A 12,271-nucleotide genomic window follows, 5' to 3' on the forward strand; every position below is an offset into this window, starting at 1 on the left:
CTTAAAATGGAAAATGCTATATAATTCTACCATACTGGTAGATTCAGGGAAAGTACATTTGAATCATATGGTTATAGGAAAGTTGGAGTAGTTAGTGAAAATTTGAGTAGTATGAGGATAATACCAAGAGGATAAATTTACCCTCTTCAATGGGAAGAGGGCTTAACTTATGAGCCATGCTATTTCTTGATGGTGTAATTTTATTATTCACTAAGTACTTTTCCTTTATTCACATTACCTTCCTAAATAATGAATAACTTTCTTACGAGTATCCCATCGATCAGTTCCAGAAAGATCGATGACACGATTTGTTTTCTTCTTCAGTCCATCAGTCGGTCCACCAACCACCATGAGCTCATTGATCTTTAGCGATTCATTTGCCAAGGACTTTCGGTTATAGAGTCCGCATTTCTTCTCATTCGCCAAATCATACCCCACGCTTACATCTGCATCTGAATAGACTACTACTGCCATATTAATCATTTCTTCTTCCTCCTTTTGTTGTGGTTTCGCTACAGTATCCTTTAATGGTTTGTATTTTAGTCCAAAGTATTCTAGTACTCCTTGAGCTGTCTCACTAGCCACTTCCTTTTGATAATCTTTGTTTAGCATAAGATCGGCTTCTTCTGGATGATCCATGAACCCGTTCTCAGTCAAAATTCCTACACCTTGAAATTCTCTAGTGATATGAAGATTCTGCTCAACAATTCCCCTCCATACCTGCTTAGTACCTTTGCGGAGGTATTTACCTACGCATTCAGCTAACTTTCTAGCATGATTACTTCCAGGTTGAATATGAACGGAAATACCACTTGGATTCGAACCATAAAAAGAACCATCAAAGGCATTAAAGTGAAAGCTTACTAATACCACTCTTACATTGGATGCTCCGTATTTACGAATGTAGTGATTGAGCAATCGATTGGCCTCATTTGTTCTTTTTGTGAGTGGAGTGTCATTTGTTCCTGGAGAAATATCATGGACAATGACCCCGTGCCTTTTCAGTTCATCTTCAAAGTACTGAGCTGTAGGTTCATTGAACTCATTTTCGCGAATCGCTCTTCCTAATGACATAATGTATGGTGTACGCTTTCCCGGTGTATCCCACAACCCATGCCCTGCGTCTCTTAATACTACATAAATCATATTTATCCTCCTTTCAAATTTAAAAGAGCCACCTCTTTGGCAGCTCTTATTTCTTGGTCAATTCCTGCTTCTTGAGTGCATTCTTTTTTAACCGATTGCGCACATGAGTGTTTTTCCAGACTGCATATAGGTTTAGCACTAATGATCCTGCTGCAGCTGCCATGAACACAAACGCATCAATGCTCGTCTGCGTGAACCAGTCAAAGCTGACTCCTATTGTTCCTAAAAATAAAAAGACGGAGGTAAGAAAGCCCCCTAGCAATGTAAAAATGTCTTTTTTCATTTTTAAAATCTCCCCTCTATTTCTGAATAAACCCATAAAAAATAGCAATTGCTCCTCCTATAACTCCAGAGCTAATTGCCGTAATAATCGCGCCAGTAATTTTCCTTTTGATCCAAGTTGTATTTTCATCAATTTTGTTAAGTGTTTTGTTGAGTGTGGTGATCTGTTCCTCATGCCTTGTAGTTGTGCTTTTAAGGTCGCTGACTTCTTTTTCAAGTATTTTAATGTCGCTCTTCATTTCAACAATGTCTTTTTCATAGTGGTTCATTTCATACTGTACCTCCGCCGTGTTTGACATTTCTACTGCTCCCTTCTCTATTTGTCATGAGTGGGATCACCTCCTGCCATCCCTTGAATACTTACAAGGTCATTGGGAAATCTAAATTTATATCGATTCAACAAAGGAGAAAGCCACATGAAGAAAACATTACCTTCATTACTATTAATGATGTTCTGTACACTCGTTCACTTTTATTTCACCCATTTAGGTCAAGAACTAAATAGAAAACGTTTCATTGTAAGTGGAATAATATTGACTTTCTTAGGATTGCTTTATTCAACTTTACAAACCACCATCATTATTAAATCTGTCAATTCATCAAAGAAACCACGATTTGAAAAATAAAAAACCCTTTTATGAAAAGACTTTAAACTAGGTCTTTATTTTCTTTAGAATTCGTTCTCCCTTGATACTTAGCAACCTCTTGGGATAAGGCAGCATTCTTCTGATGAAATTCTTGTAATTCAGCTCTTGAAAAAGCTAAATCACCTTCTAGTTGGCCAATCTTGGCTTGCAGCTGTAGAATCACCTTTTCCTCTAGTGTAAATGTTTTTTGTTCCATAAGAACTTCCTTTCTAATTCATGTGGCTATGCCACCCCTGTTTCAACATATTGATTTCTTTTACGGCTTCCTGTAAGACTTTCCAGAGGTAAGTATTCATGGCATATAAGTCAATACCTAACTCATCCCCAAAATCACTTCTGACCTCTTCTGGAGCTTCTTGGGCAGATAATCCAATCCTCATTGTATGGGTTTCATCTGTGATGAGACTATATTGTTTCGGTGTGATGTTTAAAAACTCTTGAAGAATCTCATTTTTCTCGAACTCAATTATGTTCTCTTTCAATCGCTCATCTGATACAGTCCTAAAATCTGATGCATCAATACGTGCGTATGCAGTGTTTGCTCTATTTCGTATTTGTGCTGCAGGTGTTGAACCGTTTAAGCCTTGGATGGTTGTTTCGCCAAGTACAAAAGCCATGTGACCATAATCTTCAAATTTCTTATAGATCTCAACACCAATGATGTCGTCAAAGTAGAAATACATTGAACCTCTTCTATTACCGGTTGACGATCCGTTTTGATAAATATAGTTTCCATTACCGGCTTTCCACCTTGCATGTCCACTAGATGGATCTATCTCGACACCATTAGGGAAAACTAAAGATCCTGCGTATAGTTTTGAATTTCCATTAGCTTTATAACTCGAATCGGAAACAAAATGCCAAGCGTTTGCCCCATCATCGTGCCATAAATGGTCAGTATTTGTACCACTTCCTGAAGCAATTAAAGCATTGTTATTAAAATAGATGTCACTTCCCGATACAACCCTTTCTAACGCCTCAATATTTCCTCTAGAAATAATACTGTCAGCAGAAAATGGACCACCTTTTAAATCCATTGACCTAGCACTTACATTAAATCTTGTTAAATAATCTACTCCTCCACCGTCTTTACGATGATAGATTGTTAACCCTCCGGCCCATCCTTCAAAAGCCATAATACCGTCCGTGTAAAAAGTATTTCCACCATCGGCTGTATTGTTATATTGAAGTCCAAAAATAGTTGGGGACCCTGACTCATTGTTTAATGGACCAACCTCCATTTGAGAGGAGTTTAGCTTTCCTGAGAAGCTTCCTGTTGCTCCGTTTAGATGTCCTGAAAATGATACATTACCAGAACCATCAACCTCGAACTGATTATTTATGTTTAAACCATTCAAAGATTTGATCATATTTGCTTCTAGCCAATCAACACCAAACGTGGTGTGTTCATCCACCACATTAGGACCTCTTGAACCAGAAGGAGAAAAGAATATGTCATATATCTGATAACTTGATTTACTTGAGGAACCAGAAAACATCGCTGAGAAACTAATATCTGGACTCTTACTTATAGTTCTTTTAAGGTTTCCATTATGATAATACTTAACGGTTTCTCCATCATAAATAATGACGAAACTGTCGCCTGCCGAGTAAGATCCGTGATCAATGGAATTTCCACCATTATATCTGGTCTCAAATGTCCCACCATTTTTTAGATAAAACATATGATCCATGTTGTAATAGTAATAGTTTGCTGTATCCGCTGAGGAATCGATCCCAAACATAATTGAATTATTTGTTTGGGCAGGTTTAAAGCTTAAGAAACACCCACCAACATAACTTTCAATTGAATAAGCACCTTCATACCAGGATGTTCCACCTTCTTTATAAATCCTTCCTTGAGCATCGACTTTTCCATACGCTGAAGTTACCCAATTCAACTTCAATCCTGGCTCCCCCTGCTCTCCCCCAGGTCCTGTCGGTCCAGTAGGACCACGATCCCCTGTATCTCCTTTGTCCCCTTTAATTAGTACCCATGTATACCTTGAAGGGTCTGTTGAATCAGCAGAAGTAAAATCTGTATAGGTGCCTATATATTGTCTACCTGAAGCACTTGTGGTAGAAAATCCACTTGTTCCAGTAGAATTATTCGCCCAAGCTGTATGAAAGTATGGGGTCTGTCCATTTGAGCCTGGTGGTCCTTGAATGCCTTGTGATCCGTCAGCTCCTTTAATTAAGGACCATTTATAGATTGAAGGATTCACGCTATCGGTAGATGAAAAGTCAGTGTACATACCAATATAGGTTTTACCATTAGATTCACTTACTGAGAATCCACTTGTACCCGTGGAATTATTCGCATAAGCTATGTGAGTGTAAGACGTTCTCCCGTCAGCTCCTGTGGCTCCTTTAATCCCCTGGTCTCCCTTAGGTCCTTGGATGCCTTGCAGTCCAGTAGGTCCTTGAGGTCCAATTTCACCTTTATCCCCCTTTTCACCTTTGACTAGAACCCATTTATAGTCTGTAGGATCATTACTCTCCACTTCAGTCGATTGATTAGGAGATAGACCAACATACTTTTTGCCAGTGGGATTGTTACTCATACCATTTCCACTAGCATCATCAGCATACTTAATCCATGTATATGTCGGTTGCCCCTCTTCGCCCGGCGGTCCCGGAACACCTTGGTCTCCTTTTAGCAACATCCATTCATAATCCGTCGGATCCATAGAAGGGGTCTCTTCCGTTTTATTGTAGGCAAAACCAACATACGCTTTCCCTAGCGGAGAAGGTGAGATTCCTTCACCATTTTGATTATCCGCATACATGACCCATGTATATAAGCTTCCTCCTGTAGGAACCCACTTCCTCATTTCAGGATTCCATGTATGCGCAATTTCCACAGTTCCTCCTGTTTTTATCCAAATAATATTGCTCTTCCCTTCTGGGGGAGTTGGTGATTTAAAGACCTTTGTCGCATAAAGATCCTGCAAGTCTCTCCAAACGCGAAATACATCTTCTTTTTTATACTCAATGACTTCACCCAATTTATATTTCTTCTTGGACTTATCAAAGATAGACCGGTCAACAAAAATAACCCTCGAATCTAAATACATCGGAGGGTTGAACTTCTCATCTTTAATTTTGGCTGAATCGCCTAAATGGACCACTTCGTGATCGTAACCAAAAATATGATCTAGGGAAGCTCCTTCTGCTTCATACTCGACAGCTGCAGTGATTCTCTTTTTAAGTTCCGCTTCGCCGAGTTGCGTAAGACGTTCCTCCGTCATTTCTGTGTCAGTAGATTGAGGTTCATATACTTCTACAAGATGCTGCCCCTGCCAATTCCAGTTCTGAAAGGCTGCCGCATCAGTGACAGTAACCTTTAATTGGGTGCCGTCTTCCCTTTCAGGTCCTAAGCAAATCAGTGCAGTGACTACTCGCTTGGCCAATAGTCTACGTTTAATACCAAGAAGATCTTTACCCTCCACGATTTCTTTTCCAGAGTCTTGGCCAACCCTTTTAACAATATCTACATATCTACCTGTTACCTTATTTCCTGATATCGTGACTCTGAACCGAATCTCACAATCAAATAAAGAAGCAATGGCTTTTAACGCATCGTAAGCATCCAGGTCTTTATCAATGATCCACTTACGAATGCCACTATATTCGGTAATTCCTAATTCCCACCCCTTTATTCCCTCAAGGACAAATTCACCGGCAGATTCTACAGTTTGGCCATCCCTTACTTGTGGATGAATGGTTTTTAGTTTTCGAAGGTCGTAGTATGAAGCGTCTGAATATATTTCTACCTCTCCCTGTTTAGTTAAGTCGATTTTCTCATATACAATGAATTCTCTGTAATCCCCTTCGTCAGCCGGGATGAGGAGTCGGGATCTCCCTTGTATCTTATCAAGATCTTCTTCTGTTACCGGTGCAATAAATTCGTATTTCTCATCATTATCAAGAGAACTCTGATGGCTGTCATAGGAGACACTAGTAATCCAACCCACAATTTCACTGTTTTGATGATCGAGTATGTGTATGATACTCATTGAAAAGCATCCCTCCATATTGCCTGGACTTCCGAAACCACATTAGAAGGATTAATCACAAAAACGTTATCACCTTCCTGCAGATGAAAGAAACGCGCTCCAAAATCTTTACCGGTGAATGGATCACCATTTTTATAAATCTTAGATTCTTTATGATTAAACTCAAATACATCCCCAGCTTCTCCAATGTATGGGATTCCTTCAGGCTCAGTATTAATCTTGTACACTTCAATTAAGCGAATTCTTGCTTTTGACGGTGCAGGAAAATTACTATGTGTTCCTATGTGCATTCCAACCGCAGCTAAGTCCTGTTGAAACTCGTTGTTCAAATCGTTAAAACTGAATGTTTGTTTATGCCTGGTGTAATTTGAACCGTCTTCACGTAACCCTTGCTGCGCAATAGAGAATTTAAAATCGGTCCCCTCTTTCTCTAAGTCCATATATCCAAAGAAGTCTGAATAGGTCCAATCCATTGAGACGATGTATTTTGAGTTTGCTCCATTCCTTAGGTTGATTTCCACATCAACACCGCCAGTGGACTTCCGAAGGACGACCGATACCTTCCCTATTACCTGACTGGAGGCATTCAGTAAATAGACTTCCGTACGGGCTCGCTGGGAAGGATTATTACCCACATTAAAAAATGCCCTGATCAGATAATCAGAAGCAGTTTCTAATGTGGAACGAGACTTGGTAGGTCCATGCCAAGAAGTACCTGACCCATATGCTGAAGCGTAATAATCAAGACCGTCCGCATTCATGGTGCCTGAATTGGTTCCTCCGTCAGGTGCAAACAATGCATTGGCCCAGCCTGTCATATTTTCTCCATTTGTTTTTAATATCTTAGTGTACTTTTGAAATGGTGTTTGATCCACACTCACAGGACGACCAATCCGCATGTAGTTTTCATCTCCAATGATGTCAAGGTAAGTTGTTGACTGAGAAAGAACAAATCGAAATGTTGGTGGAGTAGGCACTGTACCCCCATTATGCAGCGTAATCGGACTGGCTAAGTTTGTGAAAATGGGATCTTTTAATCTGCCATATTTATTTGGATCAGAGCAGAAGAAAGTGATACTCCCAATTAATATATTTGAATTCTCTTCTGGTACATCGTTTGAGGATAGGGTTGCATTGAAAGTAGCATCTTCATCTGTAAATAGTAGCTCTTTTTTTGAACCTTTTAGCAAGGCATTTAATCGGTTATACCTTTGACGGAATCCTTCATTTGTAGTGTCAGAAATCTTATATTTAATCGTGATTTCTTTTTCTTTACTAGTCACTTCACTCGATTCCATAAGCCCTTCTCTTCCAGGGATTTCAAACGCATTGATCCGATTACTCAGGTTACTTCTTCCCGAGACTGTTAGAGTTGTAAAACTACCTAAATGATCTGATAAAACTTCATCAAGATTGGTTCCATTAAAAATAGTCTGGATGGATAGAGAGGTACTTAAAGTACCAGGCTCTGAAAAATCTACAAACTCATACATAAAGTACCTCCTTTAACTTTGAAAATGTACGTTTCTATCTTGCACTTCTGTAATATCTTCTACAAAAGCTTTGAATGCTTTCCTACCTAACTGCAGGTTTATTTGAGCAGGTTGTTTATTTGTGACTTGAACTTCTGCATTTATTGCGCTTTTCACCTGAGTAGTGCTATTCTTTTTCAGTCCTCTTAAACCTGTTCTGATTCGTGAGCGATTGACAGATAGACTAGGGTTAAAAGCTTCTTTCACACCACCTGCAAGTTTTGTCGTTGCTCTTACAAGTGGAGCTTTCGCTTTTTCAATGGATGTTTTAATGGGCCCTTTAAAATCCATTCTATGAATATCACTCAAAGGTCCTCTTTTTGCAGGAGAAAATGGCCAGAAATCACGGACAGCACCAACTATATTTTCAACTGTTCCCAGGATCTTTCCCTTCATTGCTGACAAGCCATCAATAGCACTTTGAATGATCGCTTTACCAGATTCATAGAGGTCAATGCTATTAAAATAGCTTAATATGTTACTCCAAATAGCTTTAATAATCGTCCAAGTTGCAGACATTTTTTCATTCACTGTATTTTTCAAAGCTCCAAACTTATCTGACACCCAATTTTTGATTTTACTTGATATGTCTTTAATCCAATTCCAAACTGCAGACCAAATTTTCACTGTCCATTTTTTGACTTTATCCCAGTTTGCAATGATTAACACCACTAACCCGACTACCGCAGCAATCACCCATCCAACCGGTCCTAAGGCAATAAACCAGGCTGCAGCCATCCTGGCAGCATGAAATAATGCTTGAATTCCCATCCATGCCCACTTTGCAACGAAGATAGCTGAAGTTGCTACCACCTTAGACAATGCAATCACCATGTTTTTACCTGTTGCAAGTAGCCAAGCCGCTGCTATTCTAGCACCTTGTATTAGTGCCTGTGCCCCCATCAAGGTCCACCTGGCAATAAAGATGGCTGATTGAACAATAAACTGAGCGACAGTAGTGACTACTGATAAAATGAATTGAGCTAAAGACTTTATCATCATCTGAATGCCTGTAACTAAACCGGCTCGCATCATTCCTGTTTTAAGCCATATAAATGTAGCCATACCACCGAAAGCTGTTCTAACTAGTATGATAAGAGGTGTTAAAGATAACAAAACTCCACTTAGTGACAAGATCATGGTAATGACTTTAGCAATCAATGGATTAGCCTTCATCATTTCTGAAGACCAACTTAAAAACCCGTTAACTATATCAAGGATTTTTGAACCTAGAGGGGCCATACCAATTCCCAGCTGTACTAAAAAGTTAGTGATATTACCTATTAGTGCCATTACCTTTGGTCCGTTTTCTCTGACATACTGAATAAAGTTCTGAAATCCTTTTGATTCGTCTAATGTAGCAGACCACCTAGCAAACTTATCTGTTAAGCCGACCAGTCCACCCTGCATATCAATAGATAATGGTGTAAATGCAACCATTAGATTCATAATTCCTCGCATAGTATTCCCGAATGATTTTCCTAGAGCTACCATCGCTGGACCTGCATTTTTGTTTAAAAAGCTAATGAATTCCTTAAACTCTTTTGTTTCTATTGATTGCCCCAGACTTTTAGATAATATGTCCACTCCGCTAATGGCTTCGTCAAATGCAGGTTTTAATTTTTGAAGTAACGACTGTACCTGATTTAAGCTCCGGATAAAAATGTCCATTACAGGCTTTTCAAATTGCTTCGTAAACTTCCCCCAAAACTTACTGAAAGATTGGAGTGCTTTTAAGCCTCTTTGTTGCTCATTTGATAAACTCGCCTGGGCTCTCTCAATCTCTTTTAGTATTTCGGCTCTTTTTTCTAAATCAGTGGTGTTAGCTAGCTCGTTTCGTAAATCTTTAATCGTCTTGTTAACTTCGAATACATCATTTAAAGCTGAAGTAGCCACAGTCCCAAATAAAATAGCACCAGTTCCAGCTGCCGCAAATGAAGTAGTCAAGCCTCCAAGAGCACCAGCCAAACTTGTAATTAGAGGTACTAATGCAGGAAGTGCAGCTAGAGATCCACCTCTAAAGAAATTACCTGTAACGGTTCCAACAGAATTAATCGTCTTTGCTATACGATCTATTCTTTGTTGGAATTTATCTACACGAGCCTCCACTCGGATGATGATTTTATCTCGAGCAATTGCTTTTGCCTTTGCCTGTAAATTGCTGATCTTCTTAAAGAAGCTAACTGTATTCGCGTCCACTTCTTTTTTCACTTTGCCTTTAGTGAATCTATCCATCATTTTCTTTGCATTTTTTATGTTACGTTTCAGTGGCTGAATATCAGCATCTAATGTGGTATCTTCTACACTCTCTGAATCTCTTTTGAACTTTTCAGTTATGTCTCTTGCCTTCTGAATAGCCTTCCTGAACTTCGTAACATTCGCTTTTAATTCAGCTTCTACAGAGTAGTTAGACATATATTCACCCCTTTCTAGAATTTCGTTGAAGAGCAATTTGCGCAGGGGATAATTTTTTTGTAGGCTTATTGGTACTTTGTACAATAAATCCTTGATCAACAGTTTTTAATGCTTCCTCATAGTCAAAAAAGTCGTTGAAATCTTTGAATGCATATTCTTCTTTTGGTTTCTTCTCGGTCCCTTTATTGACTTTCGCTTCAGCGTTCCGAATGAGAAAAGCAAGTTTATGCAGTTTGTATTCCTCATCTATTTCTTTATACTCTTGGGCATACCTTTTAAAATGGAACTCACTTAATGTCATCTCTTCAACATCAACTAATCGCTCTATACCAAGTTTTCGAAGTGCATATATAACTACTTCGTTATAGGTTAGCCCTCTGTCGTTTTGCTCACTTTTTTCACTGCTTGATACTTTTCTGGAACCAGCTTTCGGGTCATAGGTTGCTTTCCCAGTTCATACATGACACGTTGAGCAAATTCATCTAGGCCTTCACTGTCTGCGATATCATTCAAGATCGTTTCAAAGTCCTCGTCAGTAGTAGGTTTTTTCTTGTCATGTGCAGTTGCTGCTTGAATCAGCTTATAAAGACAAATGACATTACCTGATTGAAGACCTGGAACCAACATTGTTTCTAATCCTTGACCCAGGCTCACACTCTCCACCTCTAAACCCAAGGATCGGTCAATCGTCGTAAGGGTTCGAAGTCCAAATGAAAGTTCAATATCTCTACCGTTAAAGTTAATATGCAAAGTTTTTTCCTCCTAAAAAATCAAAATTAAAAGAGGGGTTAGCCCCCCTCCGAATTCCCATTATGCTTCTGGTGGTGTTCCAAGTCCGTCGTCGGCTGGATCAGTAGCTAAGACGTCATGAAATACATAGCCTAATGTTTCGATATCATTTGAAGGCAGTGTCACTCTTCCCTTTTGCCGTTTAAATTGAGTTACAAAGGTCCCACTCACCTCAGGATCGTCTTCTGATGGGTTCGTAGTTTCCCATTCAGTTATATAACCCTGGCGATATTCTGCAGCAAAGGTAGTAACCATATCAGGTTCGGTCCCTGTTTCTTCTCTATCAGCTAAGTCCACTTCCCACATCTCTACTGGATAATCATCAACAATAGAATCACTGAGCATTGTAAATGTTGGGTCTGTTTCTGCCTGGAGGGCTGAAATGCTTACTTCATCCTCAAGTGCCCCTGAACCTGAAACACTTCCATCCTTGGTCTCAGTTGATTCTCGATCACGGGAATAGGACTTTGAGTGTTCAGTTTGAAATACTAGCTTTGCTCCTTCAGCAGCCTCACCAAGTTTTCGAAAATAGAGTACCTTGTGTACTCCTTTTGCAATGTTTCCCATGCCTCTACCTCCTTATTAGGTAATTCTGTATTCTGCCTGAATAACTCCATGCAACAGATTGTCATTCGTTGTATTATCAAATATTTCATTTGAATCAAGTGAAACCAGTCTCACGTAGTAATTATCAAGATTCGTTAGCCTTCGCAATGCCATTTCGAGATTATAGATCATTTCGGCAAAATGCGATCGGTTATTTGCAATCTCCCAAACATGAATGGTTTGTGATAGATTACCGGTAATCACTTCTTTGTTGTTAATGACATCAGATCCTATCGAACCTGCTAAATGAACAAACGGATAAGGAATTCCCTCATCTTTTTCTGGAAGATAATCGTATGTGTCGTATCCCAATGAAATAGATTTATTGAATACTTCATTAAACAGTTGGATCTTTGGTGACTTCATCTACTCACCTACTTTACAAGTCTATTTATGTCATCGAGAAACTGCTTTTTCTGGTTGTAGAATCCAGGAAAGATGAATGGTTGAGCATCCATGAACCGTGTTCCGAATTCAAGGTAACCAGAGTGTTCGGATTTACTGATTGTCTTTCCGGCAAGTTTACTTACCATCTTTGTTTCAATATTTCTTTTTGTGTAGCCCGTTTGGTACCCTTGGGTAAATTCAGCATTCTTAACTACCTTTTCGGTCATTTCAATGGTATTGCTCTTCACGATTTTTCCGACATCGTCTTCAATGTCCCTATTCATTCGGTCAAGCTTTGCAAGCAGAGCATCCAGTCCATCTAAGTCCAATCGCTCACCCCTTCCAAAAACAAAACGCTCTCCGACCTATGTGGAACATGTCGGAGAACGTTATATTTCTTTCCGTTGATGACAGCTTTATCTACTTTGAGTCTATATGGTCGCTGTAG

At 39.3% G+C, this 12,271-nt stretch carries 13 protein-coding genes; 1 reads left to right on the forward strand and 12 read right to left on the reverse strand.

What is annotated here, in order from left to right:
* Nucleotides 1-234: 234 nt before the first annotated feature.
* Genes FZC88_RS16365 through FZC88_RS16375 form a run of 3 tightly spaced genes read right to left on the reverse strand, consistent with a single transcriptional unit; the run spans nt 235 to nt 1,727 of the window.
* Nucleotides 235-1,146, reverse strand: coding sequence for an N-acetylmuramoyl-L-alanine amidase (locus tag FZC88_RS16365; RefSeq protein WP_148995668.1), 912 nt, complete (start codon nt 1,144-1,146; stop codon nt 235-237).
* Nucleotides 1,147-1,192: 46 nt separating this feature from the next.
* The gene (locus FZC88_RS16370; RefSeq protein WP_148995669.1) at nt 1,193-1,429 is read right to left on the reverse strand and encodes a PTS mannose transporter subunit IID; all 237 of its coding nucleotides are present in this window, start codon (nt 1,427-1,429) and stop codon (nt 1,193-1,195) included.
* Between the two features lie 16 nt (nt 1,430-1,445).
* The gene (locus FZC88_RS16375; RefSeq protein WP_148995670.1) at nt 1,446-1,727 is read right to left on the reverse strand and encodes a hemolysin XhlA family protein; all 282 of its coding nucleotides are present in this window, start codon (nt 1,725-1,727) and stop codon (nt 1,446-1,448) included.
* Between the two features lie 117 nt (nt 1,728-1,844).
* Between FZC88_RS16375 and FZC88_RS16380 the strand changes: the two genes are divergently transcribed.
* Nucleotides 1,845-2,054, forward strand: a complete 210-nt coding sequence (locus FZC88_RS16380; protein WP_148995671.1) for a hypothetical protein — start codon at nt 1,845-1,847, stop codon at nt 2,052-2,054.
* A 22-nt stretch (nt 2,055-2,076) separates the two neighbouring features.
* On the opposite strand, the gene FZC88_RS16385 is transcribed toward FZC88_RS16380, so the two are convergent.
* From FZC88_RS16385 to FZC88_RS16425, 9 genes are all read right to left on the reverse strand, one after another.
* Nucleotides 2,077-2,271, reverse strand: a complete 195-nt coding sequence (locus FZC88_RS16385; RefSeq protein ID WP_148995672.1) for a hypothetical protein — start codon at nt 2,269-2,271, stop codon at nt 2,077-2,079.
* Between the two features lie 13 nt (nt 2,272-2,284).
* Nucleotides 2,285-6,094, reverse strand: coding sequence for a phage tail spike protein (locus tag FZC88_RS16390; RefSeq protein ID WP_187443663.1), 3,810 nt, complete (start codon nt 6,092-6,094; stop codon nt 2,285-2,287).
* Nucleotides 6,091-7,587 (reverse strand): distal tail protein Dit, encoded by a 1,497-nt coding sequence (locus FZC88_RS16395; protein WP_148995674.1) that lies wholly within the window; start codon nt 7,585-7,587, stop codon nt 6,091-6,093. The genes FZC88_RS16390 and FZC88_RS16395 overlap by 4 nt, the downstream gene beginning before the upstream one ends.
* A gap of 12 nt (nt 7,588-7,599) precedes the next feature.
* Complete coding sequence (locus tag FZC88_RS16400; RefSeq protein WP_148995675.1) at nt 7,600-10,041, reverse strand: phage tail protein; 2,442 nt, start codon at nt 10,039-10,041, stop codon at nt 7,600-7,602.
* Nucleotides 10,042-10,045: 4 nt separating this feature from the next.
* Nucleotides 10,046-10,342 carry a hypothetical protein gene (locus tag FZC88_RS16405; RefSeq protein WP_148995676.1) on the reverse strand — a complete coding sequence of 99 codons (297 nt, stop codon included), beginning with the start codon at nt 10,340-10,342 and terminating at the stop codon, nt 10,046-10,048.
* A gap of 68 nt (nt 10,343-10,410) precedes the next feature.
* Nucleotides 10,411-10,791 (reverse strand): tail assembly chaperone, encoded by a 381-nt coding sequence (locus FZC88_RS16410; protein WP_148995677.1) that lies wholly within the window; start codon nt 10,789-10,791, stop codon nt 10,411-10,413.
* Nucleotides 10,792-10,851: 60 nt separating this feature from the next.
* Nucleotides 10,852-11,397, reverse strand: coding sequence for a phage major tail protein, TP901-1 family (locus tag FZC88_RS16415; protein ID WP_148995678.1), 546 nt, complete (start codon nt 11,395-11,397; stop codon nt 10,852-10,854).
* A 15-nt stretch (nt 11,398-11,412) separates the two neighbouring features.
* The gene (locus FZC88_RS16420; protein WP_148995679.1) at nt 11,413-11,802 is read right to left on the reverse strand and encodes a hypothetical protein; all 390 of its coding nucleotides are present in this window, start codon (nt 11,800-11,802) and stop codon (nt 11,413-11,415) included.
* An 8-nt stretch (nt 11,803-11,810) separates the two neighbouring features.
* Complete coding sequence (locus tag FZC88_RS16425; protein WP_148995680.1) at nt 11,811-12,152, reverse strand: HK97-gp10 family putative phage morphogenesis protein; 342 nt, start codon at nt 12,150-12,152, stop codon at nt 11,811-11,813.
* Nucleotides 12,153-12,271 lie beyond the last annotated feature (119 nt).

The sequence above is a fragment of the Rossellomorea aquimaris genome, assembly GCF_008180865.1.
Classification (GTDB): Bacteria; Bacillota; Bacilli; order Bacillales; family Bacillaceae_B; genus Rossellomorea; species Rossellomorea yichunensis.